The organism is Streptomyces ardesiacus (genome assembly GCF_003112575.1).
Classification (GTDB): Bacteria; Actinomycetota; Actinomycetes; order Streptomycetales; family Streptomycetaceae; genus Streptomyces; species Streptomyces ardesiacus.
Window position 1 is genome coordinate 41274 of record NZ_BEWC01000006.1, and the last position, 22344, is coordinate 63617.

Consider the following 22344-nt stretch of genomic DNA (forward strand, 5'->3'; position numbering starts at 1 on the left):
CGGCACACCGTCCCTGACTCAGCGGCGCCGCGACGCGTATGCGGAAGTTTCCCCGGTCGGGCGTCCGGTGGTGGACTCCGCCGAACCTACCGGCCCCCCGCCGTCGCCTGTCAACAGCCCTACGACCTGCGCCTTTGTCGCCAATGCGCAGGTCAGCGCGGAGGAGGCGCAGGTCGGGGCCGCACGAAGATCACCGCCCCGTCGGCCGTGGAGATCACTCGCCCGGCCGTACGAAGACGGTCCGGCCGCCCACCACGGTCCGCAGGCAGACCGGCAGGTCCCGGCCGGGGGCCAGGTCGGGCAGGCCGGGCGTGCCCGAGCGCGGGTCGGTCGACCAGCGCGCCACCCGGTCGTCCGGGGCCTGGACCACGAGGTCGCCGGTACGCCACACGGCGTAGTCCGCGGGCGCGCCCGGCACCAGGACGCCCGCGTCGTCGCGGCCGATCGCCCGCCAGCCGCCGCGCGTGTGCGCCGTGAACGCGGCGCGGACGGAGACGCGGTGCTCCGGGGTCCGGTGGAAGGCGGCGGCGCGGACGGTGCCCCAGGGGTCGAGGGGGGTGACCGGGCTGTCGGAGCCGAAGGCGAGCGGTACACCGGCGCGCAGCAGGGCCGCGTAGGGGTTGAGCGTGCGGGCCCGCTCCGCGCCCAGGCGCTGGGCGTACATGCCGTCCTCGCCGCCCCAGAGCGCGTCGAAGGCGGGCTGGACGGAGGCGGTCAGACCCAGTTCGGCGAAGGCCGCGACGGTCTCCGGGGTGAGCATCTCGGCGTGCTCGATCCGGTGCCGGGCGGCGCGGACGCGGGCGAGGCCCACCTTCTCGGCGGCGGCGCGCACTCCCTCCACGACGGCGGTCACGGCGGCGTCCCCGATGGCGTGGAAGCCCGCCTGGAGGCCGGCCTCGGTGCAGGCGACGACGTGGGCGGCCACCGCGGCGGCGTCCAGGTGGGCGGTGCCGGTGTGTCCGGCGTCGGCGTAGGGCTGGTGCAGGCAGGCGGTGTGCGAGCCGAGGGAGCCGTCGACGAAGAGGTCGCCGGCGGCGCCGACGGCGCCCAGTTCCCGCGCCTTGTCGACGTCCTGCTCGGCCCAGTAGCCGATCACCCGCGGACCCGGTTCCCCGGCCGACAGGCGCAGCAGGCCGGTGAGGTCGTCCTCGGAGGAGACCTCCGGGCCTGCGCATTCGTGAACGGTTCCGATGCCGAGGGAGGCGGCGTGCGCGAGGGCGGCGCGCTGGGCCTCGGCGCGCTGGGCCGGGGTGACGGCCCCGAGGGCGGCGGCGCGTACGGCGTGGTGGGCGTCGCCGGTGAGCGGTGCGTCGCCCCGCGGGAGGTCGCCGGGCGTCAGGTCGAGCAGCGCGGTGGTGACGACGGCCGAGTGGACGTCGATGCGGCTGAGGTAGAGGGGACGGCCGCCGGTGGCCGCGTCCAGTTCGGCGCGGGCCGGGGGCCGCCCGTCGGGCCAGCGGGCGGTGTCCCAGCCGTGGCCGAGGAGCACCCGGTCGTCCGGGCGGGCGGCGGCGAAGTCCCGTACGAGGGCCAGGGCGGCCTCGCGGGTGGGTGCGCCACTCAGGTCGAGGCCGGTGAGCGCGAGGCCCGTGGCGGTGGTGTGCACGTGTGCGTCGGTGAACGCCGGGGTGACGAGGGCGCCGTCCAGGTCGATCACCTCGTCGACCCCGTCCGCGAAGGCGTCCGCGGCGCCCTCCGAGCCGACCCAGGCGACCTGGCCGCGCTCGACGACCATGGCCGTCGCGAAGGGGTCGGCGGGACTGTGGACCTCGCCGCGGCGCAGCAGGACGGTCGAGGACGGGGTGGTGGACTCACTCATGGGCACCAGTCTCGCCCCTGGCGGGCCGCGTCCGGCAGTCGGGGCGGCCGGGGAGCCGGGCGGGGCCCGGTGCCTTCTCGCGTCGCCGGTCAGATCCGCGGCGGCCGGGCCTCGTACGGGGTCGACAGGACCACGGTCGTACGGGTGGAGACGCCGGCGAGGGAGCGGACGCGCGCGAGCAGTTCCTCCAGCTCGTGCGGGGTGGCCACCCGGACCTTGAGGATGTAGTTCTCGTCGCCCGCGACGCTGTGGCAGGCCTCGATCTCGGGGACGCCGGCGAGGCGGTCCGCGATGTCGTCGGGGGCGCTGGGGTCGAACGGTTTGACCGAGATGAAGGCGGTCATGGGCAGCCCGACGGCCTCCGGGTCGACCTCGGCCGCGTAACCGCGGATGACGCCACGCTGTTCCAGCCGCCGCACCCGCTGGTGCACGGCCGACGTGGACAGGCCCGTGGCCTTGCCCAGGTCGGTGTAGCTCATCCGCCCGTCCTTGACCAGCAGCCGCACGATCTGTCGGTCCAGCTCCTCCATGGCGCAAGAACCTACCGTGCGGTTGATCTCCTCCGATAGCCGAACGGCCCAGGTCATGCCCCGTTCGTGATGTGACGGGGTGCCGGGCGGCGGGCGGGCGGGGACAAACCCGCCGCACGGGGCACCTGCGAGCGACATGTGACGAAGACCACACTGGTTGAACGTTCTCCGTAATGTTCTCGTGATTACCCCGGTGGGGGGACGGGAAGTGCTTGCTGTGGTCGAGGCCGCAGTGCCGTCACGGCCCAGCCCGAGGGGGAGAACCCATGCAGAGTCTTAAGCGCCCTGGTCGTACCACGTCCAAGCGGCAGCAGCCGGTCGTCCAGCCCGTATCGGAGGGCGTCGAACCGGACGCCTTCGACGACGAGGAACTCGACGCCTACGACACCTTCGAGATGTACCGGGTGATCTGCCCGGACTGCGCGCAGCCCATCGCGCTGCTGGCGGACGAGGAAACGCTGCCGGAGCACGCGCTGTGCGCCTCGCCGTGGAACCCGTTCGGGCTCACGGTCTGCGACGGCACCGGCCGCCGGGCCACCGAGGCGCGCCCGGCGGACGAGTCGTTCCGGCCCCACGAGCAGGACACCGCCCTGCTGTTGACGCTCCCCCGGGGCCTCGACTGGCGGACCCAGCCCTTCTCCCACGTCGGCGGCCCGGGCTCGCGCCCGATGCGGGTGCCGACGATGCGCCGCGAAGCGGCCTGAGGCAGCGGTACCGGGCCGCGTCACGGTGTCCGTGGAACCGTGACGCGGGCAGCGGTACGACGGCCCGTGGGGCCGCCTCCGGCGCCTGGTGCCGGTCCGTGGACACCGGCGAACTCACGCTCGATTGCGTCCGGCGGTGACCTGCCCGCGCCGCGCCGCGTTGCCCGGGTATGACCCCCACGTACTCGTCGACCGGGAGTCGGCGCCGCGTGTTCGTACCGGTACCCGCGGGGCCGGTTCCCCCGGCTCCGCAGATCCCGGACCCGCCGATCTACCGCGAGCTGATGCGGACCTGGGCCGACGGCGGCCGGACCCTGCCGGGACGCCACGACCCGGAGTGGGTCAGGCTCGCGGAACCGCCGCGCGGACTCGGCGACTTCGCCACGGGTGGCTTCTTCACCACCGGCGACCTCCGGGTCGGCGGCGACCTCACCGTCGCCGCCGGTCTCAGCGCTCCTCGGGACCCGCGAGGTGACGGGCGATGACCATCCGCTGGATCTGGTTGGTGCCCTCGACGATCTGCAGCACCTTGGCCTCGCGCATGTAGCGCTCGGCCGGGAAGTCGGCGGTGTAGCCGTACCCGCCGAGGAGCTGCACGGCGTCGGTGGTGACGCGCATCGCCGTGTCGGTGCAGTGCAGCTTGGCCATGGCGGCCTGCTTGGCGAACGGCAGCCCGGCGTCGCGCAGCCGGGCCGCCGTCAGGTACAGGGCGCGGCCGGCCTCGATCTGCGTCGCCATGTCGGCGAGCATGAAGCGCAGCCCCTGGAAGTCGACGATCGGCTTGCCGAACTGCCGGCGCCCGGCCGCGTAGGACACCGCCTCGTCCAGCGCCGCCTGGGCCACACCGATCGCGCAGGCGGCGATGCCGAGCCGGCCGGAGTCGAGCGCGGACAGCGCGATCGCGAAGCCCTGCCCCTCGTCGCCGATGCGCCGGGCGTCGGGCACCCGCACCCCGTCGAGGTGGACCTGCGCGGTGGGCGAGCCCTTGAGGCCCATCTTCTTCTCCGGCGCCGCGGCGCTCAGGCCGTCGGCGTCGCCGGGGACCAGGAAGGCGGTGATGCCGCGCGGCCCCTCCTCGCCCGTGCGTGCCATGACGGTGTAGAAGTCGGCGATGCCGCCGTGCGTGATCCACGCCTTGGTGCCGGTGATCACCCAGTCGTCGCCGTCACGCACGGCCTTGGTGCGCAGCGAGGCGGCATCGGAGCCGGAGGCGGGTTCGGAGAGGCAGTAGGCACCGAGCAGACCGCCGCCGAGCATCGCGGGCAGGTACTCGGCCTGCTGCTCCTTGGTGCCGTAGGCGGCCGGCGCGTAGGAGGCGAGTGTGTGCACGCTGACGCCGAGGCCGACGGTGAGCCGGGCCGCGGCCAGCTCCTCCAGGACCTGGAGGTAGACCTCGTACGGCTGCTCGCCGCCGCCGAACTCGGCGTCGTAGGGAAGCCCGAGGAGGCCGGAGTCGGACAGGAGGGAGAAGACCTCGCGCGGGAAGCGTCCGGCGCCCTCCTCCTGGGCCGCGCCGGGGACGATCTCACGCTGCGCGATGTCGCGGACGAGCGAGATCAGGTCCCGAGCCTCGTCCGTGGGCAGTTGCCGGTCCACCGGCTGCGGGGCGCGGTCGGACATGTCGACGCTCTCCTCCCTGTCGGGCACATCGGCGGGCGTGAGCCTGGGGTGGAGGCGGCTCCGCCGGGTCGTTCGGACCTGGCCGATCTTCGCGCTTCCGGGTCGCGGAAGCGCCTGACCAGCGGCTGTGCGCTGTGAGTATGCCCGATCGGGGGCACGGAGTCACCAGTTAACGACCGCTTACTCGAAGAAATCGGGAAATCGCCCGCGCCGGGCCGCGAGGGCGCGCATCGCGGGTCCGGGATCCCGAGATTGGTCCGCACCATTGACGCACTGGTCTAGTCCTCCTACGGTGATCGAACCGAACGCCTTAACGCGTTCATGCCAATCGGCGCGCGTTCCCTCTTCCCCCCACGAGGAGACACCCGATGCACGTCCCGCACCTCCCCCGCGTCCGCCCCGTCCGGACGCTCCTCTCCGCCCTGTGCACCGCCGCCCTCGGCGCCGGGCTGCTGGCCGGCGCCGGTCCGGCCACGGCCACCGCCGCGGCGCCCGCCGGTCCGGCCGACGCTCCCGCCGCGCAGGCCGCGGCCGGGTCCAAGGTCGTCGGCTACTTCACCGAATGGGGCGTCTACGACCGCAACTACCACGTCAAGAACATCGAGTCCTCGGGCTCGGCCGGCAAACTCACCCACATCAACTACTCGTTCGGCAACGTCACCGGCGGCAAGTGCGCCATGGGCGACGCCTACGCGGCGACCGACCGGGCCTACACCGCGGCCGACTCGGTGGACGGCGTCGCCGACACCTGGGACCAGCCGCTGCGCGGCAACTTCAACCAGTTGCTCAAGCTGAAGAAGAAGCACCCGGACCTGAAGATCCTCTGGTCGTTCGGCGGCTGGACCTGGTCCGGCGGCTTCGCGCAGGCCGCCCAGAACCCGGAGGCGTTCGCGCAGTCCTGCTACGACCTGGTCGAGAACTCGAAGTGGGCCGACGTCTTCGACGGCATCGACATCGACTGGGAGTACCCGAACGCCTGCGGCCTGAGCTGCGACACCAGCGGCCGCGAGGCCTTCCCGAAGCTGATGGGCGCCCTGCGCGCCAAGTTCGGCCAGGACTACCTGGTCACCGCCGCGATCACGGCCGACGCCACCTCCGGCGGCAAGATCGACGCGGCGGACTACGCGGGCGCCGCGCAGTACGTCGACTGGTACAACCCGATGACGTACGACTTCTTCGGCGCCTGGGACGCCACCGGACCGACGGCCCCCCACTCGCCGCTGGCCTCGTACTCCGGCATCCCGAAGGAGGACTTCCACACCTCGGCGACGATCGCGAAGCTCAAGGGCCTCGGTGTCCCGTCCTCCAAGCTCCTGCTCGGGCTCGGCTTCTACGGCCGCGGCTGGACCGGCGTCACCCAGGCGGAACCGGGCGGCACCGCGACCGGGCCGGCGAAGGGCACGTACGAGGACGGCATCGAGGACTACAAGGTGCTCAAGACCAGTTGCCCGGCGACCGGCACGGTGGGCGGCACCGCCTACGCCAAGTGCGGCAGCGACTGGTGGAGTTACGACACCCCGCAGACCATCGCCACCAAGATGGCGTACAAGAACGAGCAGGGTCTGGGCGGCACCTTCTTCTGGGAGCTGAGCGGCGACACCGCCAACGGTGAGCTGATCAAGGCAATCGACTGAACCGTCCGGCGCACACGGGGGGCGGAGGGGCGGAGACCGGCTCGGGTCTCCACCCCTCCGTCCGTGCGCCGTCAGGCGTCGTCGCGGCGCGCCGGGGCCGGGGCCGGGTAGGCGGGGTCCAGTTCCTCGATGGCGCGCAGCGTGCCGCCCAGCGACTTCACGAGCAGTTCGCACATGGTCGCGCGGGCCAGCTCCGGGCGGCCGATCCAGTCCAGGGTGGCGCCCTCGACGCTGCACACCCAGGCGAGCAGGCCCATCCGGGCCAGGGGCCCGATGTCCGAACGCCCGTACGCTCCTTCGGCGATGGTGACGACGATCGCCTCGCGCACCCCGTCCCGGATGGCGTGCACCTCGGCGTCGAAGCCGACGCCGCCGCTGACGATGGTGCGGTAGGCGGCCTGGTTGTGCTCGGCGTAGCGCAGATAGCCGTCGATGGTGCGCTGGACGCGGTCCACCTGCGGCAGTTCGTGGCCGCGCGCCGCGGTGGTGACGAGGTCGGCGACGGAGTCCTCGACGATCGCCAGGTAGTAGCCCCGCTTGGACTGGAAGTAGTAGTAGATCAGCCCCTTGGCGACATGCGCCTGGCGGGCGATGTCGTCCATCGAGAGCGCGTCGTACGACGTGTCGGCGAACAACTTCCGCCCGATGGCGATGAGTTCGGCGCGGCGTGCCGCCGAGCGCTCGGTGCCGCGCGCCCGGGGACGGGCGTCGGCACGCTGTTGACTGATATTCAATTTCGACCCTGGTCTCCAACGGGCGGCGGGACATCCGCAGTATGGCAGGTCGGGTCGTGGGGCAGGTCACACGCGGGTCACGTCACGGACGGCCCGGGTCACGCCGCAGGAGCCCCGGGGCACGTCACAGGAGGCCCAGCCGGACCACGAGCATCGCGACCACGACGACGAGGGTCCAGCCCATGACGTGTTCGAGGATCTTCGGGCCGTCGGTCTTGGGCCCGCCGGTACGGGCCCGGGCGGCGGCTGCGGTGTGTGCGGTCATGGCTTCTCGCTGGTCTCGGGCTTCGGCTGCGGCGGACGTCCCCGCTCACGGTGTCCACTCTGCCACCGTGAGCGGTTTGTGCGGCCGAGAGCTTGGTCACAGCGGAACCGGTCAGCGCACGCCCACCGCCGCGAGCGCCGTGCGCTGGCGCGGGCTCGGGTGGGCCGGGAAGTAGAGGTAGCAGACGCCGCCGGTGCCGGAGACGACCTTGCCACTGGCGTTGTACCGCTTCGTCCGGAGCCAGATGTTCTCCCACTCCCGCCGCTTGTAGACACGGCGCACGGCGTCGTTGTCGTCCGAGGCCGGGTCGTTGGCGATCACGTCGCCGTCGGCGGTGAAGCCGATCACGGTCATCAGGTGGCCCGAGGTGCCGTACCCGGCCCCGGTCAGCTCCTGTGCCAGGAACGACTGGGACGTGATCGCCGGGATGCCGGCCGCGATCAGCGTCTCCAGGTCCGTGAGGGACCCGAGGCGGGTGACCACGCCCTGGAGGCCCTTGAACGTGGCGGCGTAGGCGGCGTTGAAGGGCCAGTTGCCGCAGCCCTCGTACTGGTTGTCGTACGTGTACCGGGCGGCGTGGCAGATCTGCGGGTCGGCGTAGGAGGGGTCCACCCAGGCGAGTTGCTCCTCCGTGAGACGGCCGCCCCAGTACTCGATGATCATTTGCGAGGAGGTGGGGCTGCACCAGGCCTCGCCGCCGTTGTCGTACTCCGGGTACTGGCCCTTGTGGATCTCCTGCGAGTAGCGCGGGACGCGCAGTTCCCCGGCGTGGCGCGGGGTGGAGGCCGGGACGGTGAAGCGGTCGGGGACGTCGGAGCCCATCGCACCGAGCCGCCAGACGGTGGGCGTGGTGCGCGTGCCGGGCCGGCGGTGGAGGGTGAGCCGGAGCCGGTAGGAGACCAGGCGCAGGCCGGTGGAGGCGTCGTCGATGGAGAAGGTGTCGGTCCAGACACTGCTCCTGCCGTCGCTCTGGTCGTCGACCGAGGTCCGCCTGATGTCCTGCTCGCCGTCACCGGCCGTCCAGCGCCCCAGCACGTACCAGGGGGTGGCCGTGCCGTCGGTGTAGGTGCCCTCGAGTTCGACCTGGATCCAGGTGCCGGCCGGCGTGTGCGCGTTCCAGGAGGCGATGACCTCCGTCGCGGGCACCGGGAGCCGGTGCACGGGCGAGGTCCAGGCCGCGTACTCCCAGGCGGCGGTGGTGCCGGTGTGCGGGTCGGTGTAGTCGGTGGTGCCGGCCGGGGTGCCGATCACCACCCCGGGGCGGGCACCCGCGACGGCGCGGGCCCCCTTCGCGGTCCCGCTGCGCCAGTCCTTGAACGTGGTCCAGGCGTGGTAGTCGACCGCTCGCGGGGCGGTGGCGCGGTCGGGGTCCGCGCCGTCGCGGGTGCCGGTGCCCGCGGCGGGCGCGGCCTGGGCGGCGGCCGGGATCGCGCCGCCCGCCGCCGCGGCTGCGGCGACGGCCGCGGCCAGGAGGGCTCTGCGGGAGGGCTGTTCGACTCTGCTCATGGGCGGGAGACCCCCAGGTGTGTCCGGGTCGGGCGGGTCCGTCGTTGCACGGTCGTGCGCCAACTATGGCCGCGGGCGGCCGGTCCTGCCAGCACTTCCACGCACGCCACGCCACCAATATTGGTGTCGACCAGTGACTAGAGTGCGAGTGACCGCGTCCGTCCCTCCCACTCACAGGAACCGTCATCCTCGACCTGGCAGCCCGGCTCCGCCGGCTTCCCCCCTCCTGCGGGCCCGTGCGCCTGATCGGCGTCGACGGGCACGCCGGGTCCGGCAAGTCCACCTTCGCCGGGAGGCTGGCGGACGGGCTGGACGGTGCGCCGGTGCTGCACCTCGACGACATCGCCTGTCACGACGAGCTGTTCGACTGGACCGCGCGCCTGTTCGCCCAGGTGATCGAGCCCCTGCGGCGCGGGGAGACCGCGCACCCCACGCCGTATGACTGGCGGACCCGGCGGTTCGGGCCGCCGCGCCCGCTGCCGCCCGCTCCGGTGGTCCTCGTGGAGGGGGTCGGCGCGGGCCGCTCGGCGCTGCGCCCGCACCTGGCCGGGCTGTTCTGGATGGACCTGCCCCCCGAGCAGGCGTGGGCGCGCGGGCGGGCGCGCGACGGAGCGGAGCAGCGGGCGTTCTGGGACGGGTGGATCCCGGCCGAGCGCCGGCACTTCGCCGAGGACCCCTCGCGCCCCTTCGCGCACCTTCTGGTGCGACAGCGGGAACAGGGGTACGAGGTGCTGCCGGGACCCGCGGGAAAGGGCACCGGAGCCCACTTTCTCACGCAGCGTGACGGGCCGTCGGCGATGTGTTGAACTCGTGAAGATCAGCTCTCGGCAACCCGCCGACGTGCCCCAACTTCGCTTGACCCAGGGGCCGTACAGGTCTTACGTTCTGAATGTGCGGCAGTTCGAAGCCGCCGGCAGACGCGAAGCCCCCGGTTGTTCCCCCGTGATCGGGGGCTTCGTTCTGCCCTGAGCGCGTTTCCCGGCTGCTCCGCGGCGCCGCGCACTCACTCTCGGTCACCGTCCGCTCGTGCGCCCCTCCCGCTCCGGCCTCGTGGAACGGCTCCTCCCGCACCCTTCGGAGGAAAGGCCGCCGCGGGTACGATGCCCTCGGTGCGAACTACGGGAGATTGCCGCACGCACCTGCAACTCCGGTCCGCGGCAACACCGTTGACCGAGGCGGCCGACGAGCGACGGCTCGGCGGCTTACCGACGGGGGCACGGTAGGTGGGGACGTGATGGACTTCGGCACGCAGGGCCCGCCGGCCCCGGCCGAACTCGCCTGGCTGCGGGGCGTGGACGCCTACACGATGGGGGCGTACCCGCAGGCGGAGGAGGAGTTCCGGACGGCGGTGCGGATCGACCCCACGATGGCCGACGCCTGGCTGGGACTGCACGCGCTGCGCGTCGACACCACGAACGCGCTCCTGCGAATGTTCCGCAACCGCGACCGCTTCGGCGAGCAGCGGGCCCGCCACCGGCGGACGCTCAATTCCTGGTACTGGCTGGGCTGGTGGGTGCAGCCCGTGCTGGAGAACCCGCGCGACCTGCTGCTGGCGCACGCCTCGCACTGGCTGGACGGCCGGCACGTCCCGGAGCTGGACCGGGCCCTGGCCGGGCTGCCGCCGGTGGACTCCGATCCCCAGGTCCGTTTCCTGCACGCCTGCCGCGCCTACCTCGTCAAGGACTGGGAACAGCTCGTCCGGCACACCGACCCGCTGCTCGGCGACCCCTTACTGGGCATCGAGGCCGGCCTGTTCAGCGGCATGGCCCGGGTCCGCCTGGAGATGTACGGGCAGGCCGAGCCGCTGCTGTCGGCGGCGCTGATGCGGTGCCGCAGCGAACAGCCGCAGCGCAAGGAACTGCGTTACTGGCTGGCGCGGGCCCACGAGGGCACCGGGCGCAGCGCCGCCGCGCTCCCGCTGTACCGGGCGGTGCACCGCGTCGACCCCGCCTTCATGGACACCTCCGCCCGGCTGGCCGCGATCGCCGAGGGCGACGGCTACGACGACCCGGCCGACCTGGCGGGTCTCGCCCAGCCCGGTGCGGGGGACGGACTGGACGGCCTCGACCCCCTCTTCGGCACCGAGGAGCGCGGCGTCAAGCTCTCCGTGCCCGAGCCCCCGCCGGTCGCGCCGCTGCCGCCCCTGGGTGGAGCCCCGGTGCGCGAGAAGTCGGGCGGCCCGGACCCGTCCCTGCCCACCGGGCCCACCGATCCCGCGTTGCTGGAGGAGGCGCTCGCCGAGCTGGAGCGGATGGTGGGCCTCGAACCGGTGAAGCGTCAGGTCAAGGCGCTGTCCGCGCAGCTGAACATGGCCCGGCTGCGGGCCGGGCAGGGCCTGCCGGTGCAGCCGCCCAAACGTCACTTCGTCTTCTCCGGCCCCTCCGGCACCGGCAAGACCACCGTGGCCCGCATCCTGGGCCGCGTCTTCTACGCCCTCGGGCTGCTCGGCGGCGACCACCTGGTGGAGGCGCAGCGGGCCGATCTGGTCGGGGAGTACCTGGGCCAGACCGCCGTGAAGGCGAACGAGCTGATCGACTCCGCGCTCGGCGGCGTCCTCTTCGTCGACGAGGCGTACGCGCTGTCCAACTCCGGGTACGGCAAGGGCGACGCGTACGGCGACGAGGCGCTGCAGGTGCTGCTGAAGCGGGCCGAGGACAACCGGGACCACCTGGTGGTGATCCTGGCCGGCTATCCGGAGGGCATGGACCGGCTGCTGGGCGCCAATCCCGGGCTGTCCTCGCGCTTCACGACGCGGGTGGACTTTCCGTCGTACCGGCCGCTGGAGCTGACCTCGATCGGGGAGGTGCTCGCGGCGGAGAACGGGGACGTGTGGGACGAGGAGGCCCTCGACGAACTGCGGTCGATCGCGGGGCACGTGGTGGACCAGGGGTGGATCGACGAGTTGGGGAACGGGCGGTTCCTGCGGACGCTGTACGAGAAGAGCTGCGCGTACCGGGACCTGCGGTTGTCCGTGTGTCCCGGGGTGCTGACCCGGGACGACCTGGCGACGTTGCGGTTGCCGGACCTGATGCAGGCGTACGGGGAGGTGCTGTCGGGGCGGGGGCCCGGTGGGCCGTCGGCCGCGTAGGGGCAGGGCCTCGGCGCGGGCCGGGACGGGTGCGCGGCCCGGTGGGCGGGCCCCCGCCGCCGCTGCGGTCAGGTCGCCAGGGTGACCTCTCGGTGGGCCGGGTCCCTCACCTCGCCGACCAGGAGTTCCAGTACGTCCTCCAGGGCCACCAGGCCCAGGACCCTGCCCGGCGCGTCCTTGACCTGGGCCAGGTGGGTGGCGGCGCGGCGCATGACCGTGAGGGCGTCGTCCAGGGGGAGTTCGGGACGCAGGGTGGTCATCGGCCGCCACAGGTGCTGGGGAACGGCACGGTCGGACTCCTCCAGGTCGAGGACGTCCTTGACGTGCAGGTAGCCCATGAAGGCACCCTGTTCCGCCGCGATCGGGAAGCGCGAGTAGCCGGTGCGGGCGGTCAGCTCGACGATCTCCCCCGGTGTGACCGAGGGGCTGACCGTCACCAGGGACTCGCGTCCGAGCAGGACGTCCGTGACCGGGCGGGAGCCCAGCTCCAGGGCGTCCTCCAGGCGTTCCTGTTCCTCCGGGTCGAGCAGGCCGGCCTGGCCGGCGTCCTCCACGAGCCGGTTGAGCTGCTCGCTGGTGAAGACGGCCTCGACCTCGTCCTTGGGCTCGACGCGGAACAGCCGCAGGATGCCCTGCGCGCAGGCGCCGAGCGCCACGGTGACCGGCCGGCACACGCGGGCGAAGGCGACCAGGCCGGGGCTGAGCCACAGCGCGGCCTTCTCCGGGGCGGCCATCGCGAGGTTCTTCGGGACCATCTCGCCGATGACGAGGTGGCAGAAGACCACGGCGGCCAGCGCGATGACGTAGCCGAGCGGGTGGATCACGCCGTGCGGCAGGTGGATCCACTCGAAGACCGGCTCCAGCAGGCGGGCGACGGTCGGCTCGGCGACCGCGCCGAGGGTCAGCGAGCAGACGGTGATTCCGAACTGCGCGGCGGCCATCATCTGCGGCAGTCGCTCCAGGCCGTACAGCACCTGGCGGGCGCGGGCGGTGCCGAGCGGTTCGATCTGGCTGCGGCGCACGGAGACCAGGGCGAACTCGGCGCCGACGAAGAAGCCGTTGGCGAGCACCAGCAGCGCCGCGAAGAGGAGTTGCAGGATGCTCATCGGGCGGCCTCCAGCACGGAGACCGGCGCGGTGCGCACCAGCCGTATCCGCTCGGCGCGGTAGTGGCCGACCTGGCGGACGGAGAGCCGCCAGCCGGGCAGTTCGGCCCGGTCACCGACGGCGGGGATGCGGCCGAGGAGGTCGGCGACGAGTCCGGCCACGGTCTCGTACGGCCCCTCGGGCGCCTGGAGGCCGACGCGGCGCAGGGCATCGACGCGGCAGCTGCCGTCGACGTCCCAGGCGGGGCGGCCGTCCTCGGGCGGGGCGGGGGCCAGTTCGGGCACGTCGAGGCCGTCGTGCTCGTCGCGGACCTCGCCGACGATCTCCTCGACGATGTCCTCCAGGGTGACGACGCCGGCCGTGCCGCCGTACTCGTCGACGACGACCGCGATGGGCTGCTCGCTGCGCAGCCGGGTGAGCAGCGGCCGGACGGGCAGGGACTCGGGGACCATCAGCGCCGGGCGGGCGATCCGGCCGGCCGGGGTGCGCAGCCGGTCGTGCACGGGGACGGCGAGGGCGTCCTTGAGGTGGACCATGCCGACGATCTCGTCGATCTTCTCCCGGTAGACGGGGAAACGGGACAGGCCGGTGGCACGGGTCAGGTTCACCACGTCCTCGGCGGTGGCCGAGGAGTGCAGCGCGCTGACCTTCACGCGGGGGGTCATGACGTGCTGGGCGGTCAGTTCGCCGAGCGAGAGGGTCCGTACGAAGAGGTCGGCGGTGTCCTGCTCCAGGGCGCCGGCCCGGGCCGAGTGCCGGGCCAGGGAGACCAGTTCGCCGGGGGTGCGGGCGGAGGCCAGCTCGTCGGCGGGTTCGATGCCCAGGGTGCGGACCAGGCGGTTGGCCACGGTGTTGAGCGCGGCGATCACCGGGTGGAAGAGGCGGGCGAAGGCGTGCTGGGGGCCGGCGACGAAGCGCGCGACCTGGAGCGGTTTGGACACCGCCCAGTTCTTGGGCACCAGCTCGCCGATCACCATCTGGACCGCCGAGGCCAGCAGCATGCCGACGACGACCGACACGCCGGAGACGGCGCCGTCGGGGACGCCGAGCGCCGTGAACGGGCCGTCGAGCAGCTCGGCGAGCGCCGGTTCGGCGAGCATGCCGACGACGAGGGAGGTGAGGGTGATCCCGAGCTGGGTGCCGGAGAGCTGGAAGGACAGCTCCTTGAGGGACTCGACGACCCGGAGGGCGCGCCGGTCGCCGGCCGCGGCGGCCTGCTCGGCGTCGGGGCGTTCGACGGTCACCAGGCCGAACTCGGCCGCGACGAAGAAGCCGTTGGCGAGGATCAGCAGGAGTGCGGCTGCCAGGAGCAGCAGGGGGGTGGTCATGATGCCGCCGCCTGTGGGAGGTCACAGCAGGGAGCGGCGCAGGTACTGCAGGACGGTCCGTCCATCGCCGGAGGGAGTCACTCCTCGGGTAGCAGGAACCCCGCGCACCGGGCGGAGCGACGGGGCGAGGACGCGACGGGCCGCGTCCTCGTTCCCAGATTAATCACGAAAAGGGTGCCCGCGGCAGGGCCGGCGGCACCGCGTCAGTCACGCGGGGCCTCGGGAAGGGCACCGGAACGGGCCTCCACGAGGTCGCGCAGGGCGCGTGCGTCGGCGAGGGCGCGCTGCCTGGCGATGCCGGGCTGGATGCCGAGGGCGGGCAGGCTGGTGCCGTCGCTGAGGTCGAGGAAGACCCAGGGGTCGCCCTGGCGGAGGTTGACCCTGAGGATCTCGGGCCAGGCGAGGTGCCGCCGGGCGGTCAGGTTGACCACGGTCACGCCCGTCTCGTCGGCGACCACCCGGGGCCGGGCCAGCAGGAGCAGCACGCCGGCCAGGACGAGGGCGGTCAGCACGAAGCTGAGGCGCTCGCCGGGACCGAGGCCGCCCAGCAGCATCCCGAGGGCCGTGACGGTCACGAAGGTGACGACCGCGAGGACCATCAGGACGGCACGGGTGCGGCCCGGGCGGAAGGTGACGGGCAGGGCCGGCAGGTGGTCCGGCGTGGTGTCGGGCATGGTGGGGCTCCGGTCGTGCTCCTGGTACGGCGGGCGGCGGGTCAGAGCCGGCAGGCGTGGATGGCCGTGGTCAGGATCGCCCGGGCGCCGATCTCGTAGAGGTCGTCCATGATCCGCTGGGCCTCCTTGGCGGGGACCATCGCGCGGACGGCGACCCAGCCCTCGTTGTGCAGCGGGGACACGGTCGGGGACTCCAGACCGGGGGTGAGGGCGACGGCCTTCTCCAGCTGCTCCACCCGGCAGTCGTAGTCCATCATCACGTACGTCCGGGCCACCAGGACGCCCTGGAGGCGGCGCAGGAACTGCTGGACCTTGGGCTCGGTGGTCTCGTCGGGCTCGGCGTCCGAGCGGCGGATGACGACGGCCTCGGACTTCATGATGGGCTCGCCGAAGACCTCCAGCCCCGCGTTGCGCAGGGAGGTGCCGGTCTCGACGACGTCCGCGATGACCTCGGCGACGCCCAGCTCGATGGCGGTTTCGACGGCGCCGTCGAGGTGGACGACGGAGGCGTCGACGCCCCGGTCGGCCAGGTGGGCGGCGACGATGCCCTCGTAGGAGGTGGCGACGGTGCGGCCCTTGAGGTCGTCGATGCCGTTCGCCGCGCCGGGCTTGCCGGCGAAGCGGAAGGTGGAGCGGGCGAAGCCGAGCGGGAGGATCTCCTCGGCGTGGGCGCCGGAGTCGACCAGCAGGTCGCGGCCGGTGATGCCGATGTCGAGCTTGCCGGAGGAGACGTAGATCGCGATGTCGCGGGGGCGGAGGTAGAAGAACTCGACCTCGTTGACCGGGTCGACGATCCGCAGTTCCTTGGACTCGCGGCGCTGCTGGTAGCCGGCCTCATGCAGCATCTCCCCCGCGGGACCTGACAGGGAACCCTTGTTGGGGACGGCGATGCGCAGCATGGGGTCGGCTTCCTTTGCGTGAAGGGGGAAAGAGGGGGTGCGGTGTCTCACAGGTGGGCGTAGACGTCGTCCAGGGAGATGCCGCGGGCGACCATCATGACCTGGACGTGGTACAGGAGCTGCGAGATCTCTTCGGCGGCGGCGTCCTTGCCCTCGTGCTCGGCGGCCATCCAGACCTCCGCGGCCTCCTCGACGACCTTCTTGCCGATGGCGTGGACGCCCTTGCCGACCAGTTCGGCGGTGCGGGAGGTGGCGGGATCGCCGTGGGCTGCCTTGTGCTGGAGCTCGGTGAACAGCTCCTCGAACGTCTTCTTGGACATGATGGCCCCCACTTTACGCGTGCCCCGGCGGGCCTAGCGCCACGGTTCGGATACTGAGCGGAGCGTGGCCGCCGTGGCGACGGCCGCGGTCACCGCCTCGTGTCCCTTGTCCTCGCGGGAGCCGTCGAGGCCGGCCCGGTCCAGGGCCTGCTCCTCGGTGTCGCAGGTGAGGACGCCGAAGCCGACGGGGACGCCGGTCTCGACGGAGACCTGGACCAGGCCCTGGGTGACGCCCTGGCACACGTACTCGAAGTGGGGGGTGCCGCCGCGGATGACGACGCCGAGGGCGACGATCGCGTCGTAGCCGCGGCCCGCGAGGACCTTGGCGACGACCGGGAGTTCGAAGCTGCCGGGGACCCTGAGCAGGGTCGGCTCGTCGATCCCCAGTTCACCGAGGGCGCGCAGGGCGCCGTCCACCAGTCCGTCCATCACCTTGTCGTGCCACAGCGACGCGATCACGGCGACCCTGAGGTCCCCGACGTTGCGTACGGACAGTTCCGGTGCACCCTTGCCGCTCACGTGTCTCCCATCTCCTCGTCTTCGCTTGCTTACTGGTTGTCGCAGGTGGACACGGGGGTCGTGTCCAGCCAGGGCAGGTCGTGTCCCATCCGGTCCCGCTTGGTGCGCAGGTAGCGGAGGTTGTGCTCGCCGGCCTGGACGGGCATGGCCTCGCGGCCGGTGACCGTGATGCCGTGCCGTTCGAGGGCGGCGCTCTTGTCCGGGTTGTTGGTCATCAGGCGTACGGTGCGCACGCCGAGGTCCGTGAGGATCCGCGCCCCGGCGCCGTAGTCGCGGGCGTCGGCGGGCAGGCCGAGCTCCAGGTTGGCGTCGAGGGTGTCGCGGCCGCGCTCCTGGAGTTCGTAGGCGCGCAGCTTGGACATCAGGCCGATGCCGCGTCCCTCGTGGCCGCGCAGGTAGACGACCACTCCCCTGCCCTCGGCCTGGATGCGGTCCAGGGAGGCGTCGAGCTGGGGGCCGCAGTCGCAGCGCCGGGAGCCGAAGACGTCGCCGGTGAGGCACTCGGAGTGGACGCGGACCAGGACGTCCTTCCCGTCGCCGATCTCGCCGTGCACGAGGGCGATGTGCTCGACGCCGTCGACGGTGGAGCGGTAGCCGTACGCGGTGAACTCGCCGTGCCGGGTGGGCAGTCGGACCTCGGCCTCGCGGCGGACGGTGGGCTCCTCGCTGCGCCGGTAGGCGACGAGGTCCTCGATGGAGATGATCGTCAGGCCGTGCTTGCGGGCGAACGGGATCAGCTCGGGCAGGCGCAGCATGCGCCCGTCCTCACCGGCGATCTCGACGATGGCGCCGGCCGGCCGCAGCCCCGCGAGGCGGGCGAGGTCGACGGCGGCCTCGGTGTGGCCGTTGCGGACGAGCACGCCGCCCGGGCGGGCGCGCAGCGGGAAGACGTGCCCGGGGCGGACCAGGTCGGCGGGTTCGGCGGTGCCGCTCGCCAGGAGTCGCAGGGTGGTGGCACGGTCGGCGGCGGAGATGCCGGTGCTGACGCCGTGGGCGGCGGTGGCGTCCACGGAGACGGTGAAGGCGGTCTTCATCGACTCGGTGTTGTCGTCGACCATCTGCGGGAGCCGCAGCCGGTCCAGTTCGTCGCCCTCCATGGGGGCGCAGATCAGGCCGCGGCACTCGCTCATCATGAAGGCGACGATCTCCTCGGTCGCCCTCTCCGCGGCGACGACGAGGTCGCCCTCGTTCTCGCGGTTCTCGTCGTCGACGACCACGACGGGCCGGCCGGCTGCGATGTCCGCGACGGCCCGCTCGACGGGATCGAGGGAGAGGTCGTCGATGCCGTCGGGGCTGTAGAGGACGGGTGCCGTGCTCATGCGGGCGCTCCTTCCGGGAGGGGGCGGGCCGCGTTGCGCGAGCGCAGCCACCAGTCGCGCAGGCCCCACAGGACGAGCGCGCCGTACAGGACGTAGACGAAGCCGGAGAAGGCGAAGCCGTTGGCGAAGTTCAGCGGGACGCCGACGAGGTCGACGAGCAGCCAGGCGAACCAGAACTCGACCATGCCGCGGGCCTGGGCGTACATGGCGACGACGGTGCCGACGAAGATGTACGCGTCCGGCCAGGGGTCCCAGGACAGGGTGGGGAAGGCGGTGAACAGGGCGCCCACCGCGAGGGTGCCGACGGCGGCCGCGGCGGCCAGGGCGCCGCGTTCGCGCCAGGTGGCGAACCGTACGGCGACGGAGCCGTCCTGGCTCTGCCGCCGGCCGCGGTTCCACTGCCAGAAGCCCCATGCGGCGACGACCATGACGACGATCTGCTTGCCGGCGCTGCCGGAGAGGTGGGCGGTGGCGAAGGCGGCGAAGAGGACGAGCCCGGAGACGAACTGCACGGGCCAGGTCCAGATCGAGCGCCGCCAGCCAAGGGCGAGGCCGAGCAGGCCGATCACGTTGCCGCTCATGTCCGACCACTTGATGTGCTGGTCGAAGAGCGTGAACGCCTCGGAGTTGAGCCAGTTCACCGGGTGCCCCCCTGCGTGCCGAGCAGCCGCTCGACGTACTTGGCGACGACGTCGACCTCGAGGTTGACCGGGTCGCCGGGCCGTTTGATGCCCAGCGTGGTCAGGGCGAGGGTGGTGGGGATGAGGCTGACGGTGAAGAAGTCCGGTCCCGCGTCGACGACGGTGAGGCTGATGCCGTCGACGGTGATGGAGCCCTTCTCCACGACGTAGCGGGCGAGGCCGGCGGGCAGGGAGATCTTCACGAGCTCCCAGTGCTCGGAGGGCTTGCGTTCCAGGATCTCGCCGGTGCCGTCGACGTGGCCCTGCACGATGTGGCCGCCGAGCCGGGCGCCGACGGCGGTGGGGCGCTCCAGGTTGACGCGGGAGCCGACGGCGAGGGCGCCGAGGCTGGAGCGGTCGAGGGTCTCGGCCATGACGTCGGCGGTGAACTCGTCGCCCTCGTGGTCGACGACCGTGAGGCAGACGCCGTTGACGGCGATGGAGTCGCCGTGGCGGGCTCCTTCGGTGACCGCGGGGCCGCGCAGGCGGAAGCGACAGGCGTCGTCGAGGGTCTCGACGGCGGTGACCTCGCCCAGCTCTTCGACGATTCCGGTGAACACTTCCCGGGTCCTCCTGCCTCTTCGGGCACGGACTCCGGGGCTGTCGACGAACGACAGAAGGGACGGACGGGAACACCGGGAACGACGACGCCGGACGGGGCCCGTCCGTGACGGAGGTGCCCCGAAGATCGGCGGCGCGCACGTGTGCTCGCCCGCCGCGCACTGCCTCCCATCCGGACTTTAACCGTCGGTCCAGGAATTTCACCTGGTCAACCGGCCGCTGGAAGCGACCGGGTCGCGGACTGTAACCGCCGGTTCGGACTTTCACCGACCCCGGAGTGCGCTGCTTCTGGTACAGGGCCAGTGTGCCACGACCGATCGGCGTCCATCCGCACGGAGCGTGTGGGGTGGCTCACAGGGCGCTCCTTCGGTGCGCGACGCCGGACCGGAGAGGCTCCAACTGGGCGCCCGCCCCGCCGCCTTGAGATTGGTCCATACCTATTGACTCACTGGTCTAGTCCTCTCTACTGTCTGCGCAACTTCCGCGGAGAGGAACCGACTGTGCCTTCCCCCTCACGCTCCAGAACCCGCCACAGAGCGGGGCCGGCCCTGTTCGCGGCGGCCGCCGCCGTCGCCGGTCTGCTGCTCGCCGGCCTCCCGGCGACCGCCTCCCAGGCCGCCGGCCAGGAGTCCTGCCGTCCCGACGGGCTCTACGAGACGCCCGGGGTCAGCGTCCCCTACTGCTCGGTCTACGACTCGGCGGGCCGGGAGAAGATGGGCGCCGACCACCCGCGCCGGGTGATCGGCTACTTCACCGGCTGGCGCACGGGCAAGGACGGCAAGCCGGCCTACCTCGCCTCGGACATCCCGTGGGACAAGATCACCCACATCAACTACGCCTTCGCGCACGTCGACGGCGGCAACCGGCTCTCCGTCGGCCCCGACGGCGAGAAGAACCCGGCGACCGGGATGACGTGGCCCGGGGTGGCGGGCGCCGAGACGGACCCGGGCCTGCCCTACAAGGGCCACTTCAACCTGCTCACCAAGTTCAAGAAGCAGCACCCCGACGTCAAGACGATGATCTCGGTGGGCGGCTGGGCCGAGACGGGCGGCTACTTCGCGGACGACGGCTCCCGCGTGGACTCCGGCGGCTTCTACTCCATGGCCACCAAGGCCGACGGCTCGGTCAACCAGGCCGGCATCGACACCTTCGCCGACTCGGCGGTCGACTTCGTCCGCACGTACGGCTTCAACGGCGTCGACATCGACTACGAGTACCCGACCACGATGAAGGACGCGGGCAACCCGCTCGACTGGTCCCTCGCCAACGGCCGCCGGGCCGGACTGGTCAAGGGCTACGCGGCGCTGATGAAGACGCTGCGCGAGAAGCTGGACCGCGCGGGCGCCGCGGACGGCAGGCACTACCTGCTCTCCGTGGCCGCCCCGTCCTCCGGGTACCTGCTGCGCGGCATGGAGACCTTCCAGGTCCAGAAGTACCTGGACTACGTCAACATCATGTCCTACGACCTGCACGGCGCCTGGAACGAGTACGCCGGCCCGAACGCCTCGCTCTTCGACGACGGCAAGGACGCCGAGCTGGCGGCCGCGGGCGTCTACGGCAGCGCGCAGTACGGGGGCCTCGGCTATCTGAACACCGACTGGGCCTACCACTACTTCCGCGGCTCCCTGCCGGCCGGCCGCATCAACATCGGCCTGCCGTACTACACCCGCGGCCACAAGAACGTCCAGGGCGGAACCGACGGCCTGTGGGGCAGGGCGTCCGCCTCCTCCTGCCCGGCGGGCTCCGGCCTGGCCAAGTGCGGTGACGGCGCCGTCGGCATCGACAACCTCTGGCACGACCTCGACACCAACGGCAAGGAGTCCCCGGCGGGCTCCAACCCGATGTGGCACGCCAAGAACCTCGAGAAGGGCATCGTCGGCGACTACGTCACCGACTACGGCTTCCCGGCGGACACGAAGCTGACCGGCACCTACGCCCGCAAGTACGACGCGACGCTGGTCGCCCCCTGGCTGTGGAACGCCGAGAAGAAGGTCTTCCTCTCCACCGAGGACGAGCAGTCGGTCGGGGCGAAGGCCGACTACGTGGTGGACCGCGGCATCGGCGGCACGATGGTCTGGGAGCTGGCCGGCGACTACGGCTGGAACGCGGCCAAGGGCCAGTACGAGACGGGCGACACCCTCACCTCGCTGATGTACGACACCTTCAAGTCGGCCGCGCCGTACGGCGCGAAGAGGTCGAACGCGGACCTGCCGACGGAGGCCGTGAACGTGGACGTGGAGTTCACCGACTTCAAGCTGGGCGACTCCAACTACCCGATCACGCCGAAGCTGCGGATCACCAACAACACGAGGACCGCGCTGCCGGGCGGCACGGAGTTCCAGTTCGACTACGCGACCTCGGCCCCCGGGAACGCCTCCGACCAGTCCGGTTTCGGCACCAAGGTCATCCGCAGCGACCACACGGGCGGCAACGTGGGCGGCCTGAAGGGCGACTTCCACCGGGTGTCGCTGAAACTGCCGGCGTGGCAGTCGCTGGCGCCGGGCGCGACCGTCGACCTGGCGTTCAACTACTACCTGCCCGTGTCGACGCCCTCGAACTGGACGGTGACGATCGGCGGCAAGGCGTACGCCCTGGCCGGCGACCACGCCCGGGGCACGACCGTGGTGGACCCCGGGACGCAGACGCCGGCCCCCACGCCCACGGGCGGCGAGACCCCGGGGCCGGGCCCCGGCCCGACGGGCGGCACCGGGCCGTGCGCCGCCCCGGCCTGGGACACGGCCGCGTCGTACGGCAGTGGCACCACGGTCTCCCACCAGGGGCACACGTGGAAGTCCAAGTGGTGGACGAAGGGCGAGGAGCCCGGGACCACCGGTGAATGGGGTGTCTGGCAGGACCTCGGCGCCTGCTGACCCCACCCGAACGGGCCCGGCGGCGGTGACGAAGGCCCTTGCCCGCCGTCGGGTCCCCCCAACCCCCGCGCACCCCGCCAGGCTCTGGCGGGGTGCGCGGTCGTTCGGGCTGCGCGACGGTGTGAGGGGCGATCCGCCCGCCGACGTCCGAACAGGGGGCCGCACGAC

General features: G+C 72.4%; 21 protein-coding genes and 1 riboswitch. Of the genes, 6 read left to right on the plus strand and 15 right to left on the minus strand.

The genetic code is table 11. The annotated features are described in order from the left end of the window. Positions 1-214: 214 nt before the first annotated feature. Both Sdi02f_RS20215 and Sdi02f_RS20220 read right to left on the minus strand, forming a co-directional pair. Positions 215-1819, minus strand: a complete 1605-nt coding sequence (locus Sdi02f_RS20215; RefSeq protein ID WP_053638420.1) for an amidohydrolase — start codon at positions 1817-1819, stop codon at positions 215-217. A gap of 89 nt (positions 1820-1908) precedes the next feature. Next, positions 1909-2349 (minus strand): Lrp/AsnC family transcriptional regulator, encoded by a 441-nt coding sequence (locus Sdi02f_RS20220; RefSeq protein WP_030399004.1) that lies wholly within the window; start codon positions 2347-2349, stop codon positions 1909-1911. A gap of 266 nt (positions 2350-2615) precedes the next feature. On the opposite strand from Sdi02f_RS20220, the gene Sdi02f_RS20225 reads away from it, so the two are divergent. Together Sdi02f_RS20225 and Sdi02f_RS20230 are read left to right on the plus strand one after the other, a co-directional pair. Next, positions 2616-3053 carry a hypothetical protein gene (locus Sdi02f_RS20225; RefSeq protein ID WP_108933792.1) on the plus strand — a complete coding sequence of 146 codons (438 nt, stop codon included), beginning with the start codon at positions 2616-2618 and terminating at the stop codon, positions 3051-3053. A gap of 170 nt (positions 3054-3223) precedes the next feature. Next, the gene (locus Sdi02f_RS20230) at positions 3224-3538 is read left to right on the plus strand and encodes a hypothetical protein (protein WP_055468275.1); all 315 of its coding nucleotides are present in this window, start codon (positions 3224-3226) and stop codon (positions 3536-3538) included. On the opposite strand, the gene Sdi02f_RS20235 is transcribed toward Sdi02f_RS20230, so the two are convergent. Next, positions 3501-4673: an acyl-CoA dehydrogenase family protein gene (locus Sdi02f_RS20235; RefSeq protein ID WP_108933793.1), complete on the minus strand. Its 1173-nt coding sequence runs from the start codon at positions 4671-4673 to the stop codon at positions 3501-3503. The two genes, Sdi02f_RS20230 and Sdi02f_RS20235, sit on opposite strands and share 38 nt — an antisense overlap. Positions 4674-5041: 368 nt before the next feature. On the opposite strand from Sdi02f_RS20235, the gene Sdi02f_RS20240 reads away from it, so the two are divergent. Continuing rightward, entirely contained in the window at positions 5042-6307 is a 1266-nt protein-coding gene (locus tag Sdi02f_RS20240) for a glycoside hydrolase family 18 protein (RefSeq protein WP_055468277.1), read from the plus strand. A 71-nt stretch (positions 6308-6378) separates the two neighbouring features. Here the strand turns inward: Sdi02f_RS20240 and Sdi02f_RS20245 are convergent, their stop codons facing one another. From Sdi02f_RS20245 to Sdi02f_RS20255, 3 genes are all read right to left on the minus strand, one after another. Then, complete coding sequence (locus Sdi02f_RS20245) at positions 6379-7041, minus strand: TetR/AcrR family transcriptional regulator (protein ID WP_030399009.1); 663 nt, start codon at positions 7039-7041, stop codon at positions 6379-6381. A 124-nt stretch (positions 7042-7165) separates the two neighbouring features. After that, positions 7166-7306: an SCO1431 family membrane protein gene (locus Sdi02f_RS20250; protein ID WP_107049431.1), complete on the minus strand. Its 141-nt coding sequence runs from the start codon at positions 7304-7306 to the stop codon at positions 7166-7168. Positions 7307-7417: 111 nt separating this feature from the next. Further along, on the minus strand, positions 7418-8812 hold the full coding sequence (locus Sdi02f_RS20255; RefSeq protein ID WP_108933794.1) for a C39 family peptidase: 1395 nt from the start codon (positions 8810-8812) through the stop codon (positions 7418-7420). 236 nt (positions 8813-9048) lie between these two features. Between Sdi02f_RS20255 and Sdi02f_RS20260 the strand changes: the two genes are divergently transcribed. Beyond that, a complete protein-coding gene (locus tag Sdi02f_RS20260) occupies positions 9049-9618 on the plus strand; it encodes a uridine kinase family protein (RefSeq protein ID WP_234328358.1) in 570 nt (189 codons plus the stop codon). Between the two features lie 428 nt (positions 9619-10046). Next, positions 10047-11900 (plus strand): AAA family ATPase, encoded by a 1854-nt coding sequence (locus tag Sdi02f_RS20265; protein ID WP_031184869.1) that lies wholly within the window; start codon positions 10047-10049, stop codon positions 11898-11900. Between the two features lie 68 nt (positions 11901-11968). Here the strand turns inward: Sdi02f_RS20265 and Sdi02f_RS20270 are convergent, their stop codons facing one another. From Sdi02f_RS20270 to Sdi02f_RS20310, 9 genes are all read right to left on the minus strand, one after another. Further along, positions 11969-13006: a hemolysin family protein gene (locus Sdi02f_RS20270; protein WP_053638419.1), complete on the minus strand. Its 1038-nt coding sequence runs from the start codon at positions 13004-13006 to the stop codon at positions 11969-11971. After that, the gene (locus tag Sdi02f_RS20275) at positions 13003-14334 is read right to left on the minus strand and encodes a hemolysin family protein (RefSeq protein ID WP_030399014.1); all 1332 of its coding nucleotides are present in this window, start codon (positions 14332-14334) and stop codon (positions 13003-13005) included. Before Sdi02f_RS20275 ends, Sdi02f_RS20270 begins: the two co-directional genes overlap by 4 nt. A 203-nt stretch (positions 14335-14537) precedes the next feature. Next, positions 14538-15008 carry a PH domain-containing protein gene (locus Sdi02f_RS20280; RefSeq protein WP_030399015.1) on the minus strand — a complete coding sequence of 157 codons (471 nt, stop codon included), beginning with the start codon at positions 15006-15008 and terminating at the stop codon, positions 14538-14540. A 41-nt stretch (positions 15009-15049) separates the two neighbouring features. Then, a complete protein-coding gene (gene hisG / locus Sdi02f_RS20285; RefSeq protein ID WP_030399016.1) occupies positions 15050-15907 on the minus strand; it encodes an ATP phosphoribosyltransferase in 858 nt (285 codons plus the stop codon). Between the two features lie 47 nt (positions 15908-15954). Then, positions 15955-16227 carry a phosphoribosyl-ATP diphosphatase gene (locus tag Sdi02f_RS20290; RefSeq protein WP_030399017.1) on the minus strand — a complete coding sequence of 91 codons (273 nt, stop codon included), beginning with the start codon at positions 16225-16227 and terminating at the stop codon, positions 15955-15957. Between the two features lie 33 nt (positions 16228-16260). Continuing rightward, positions 16261-16746: a 6,7-dimethyl-8-ribityllumazine synthase gene (gene ribH, locus Sdi02f_RS20295; protein WP_030399018.1), complete on the minus strand. Its 486-nt coding sequence runs from the start codon at positions 16744-16746 to the stop codon at positions 16261-16263. Between the two features lie 29 nt (positions 16747-16775). Continuing rightward, positions 16776-18065, minus strand: coding sequence for a bifunctional 3,4-dihydroxy-2-butanone-4-phosphate synthase/GTP cyclohydrolase II (locus Sdi02f_RS20300; protein WP_108933795.1), 1290 nt, complete (start codon positions 18063-18065; stop codon positions 16776-16778). Further along, positions 18062-18706, minus strand: coding sequence for a nicotinamide mononucleotide transporter family protein (locus tag Sdi02f_RS20305; protein ID WP_031082856.1), 645 nt, complete (start codon positions 18704-18706; stop codon positions 18062-18064). The genes Sdi02f_RS20300 and Sdi02f_RS20305 overlap by 4 nt, the downstream gene beginning before the upstream one ends. Beyond that, the gene (locus tag Sdi02f_RS20310; RefSeq protein WP_031082857.1) at positions 18703-19305 is read right to left on the minus strand and encodes a riboflavin synthase; all 603 of its coding nucleotides are present in this window, start codon (positions 19303-19305) and stop codon (positions 18703-18705) included. Before Sdi02f_RS20310 ends, Sdi02f_RS20305 begins: the two co-directional genes overlap by 4 nt. 155 nt (positions 19306-19460) lie before the next feature. Beyond that, positions 19461-19591, minus strand: a riboswitch (FMN riboswitch). A gap of 215 nt (positions 19592-19806) precedes the next feature. Here Sdi02f_RS20310 and Sdi02f_RS20315 point away from each other — a divergent pair. Beyond that, positions 19807-22176, plus strand: a complete 2370-nt coding sequence (locus tag Sdi02f_RS20315; protein WP_108933796.1) for a chitinase C-terminal domain-containing protein — start codon at positions 19807-19809, stop codon at positions 22174-22176. Positions 22177-22344: the final 168 nt, after the last annotated feature.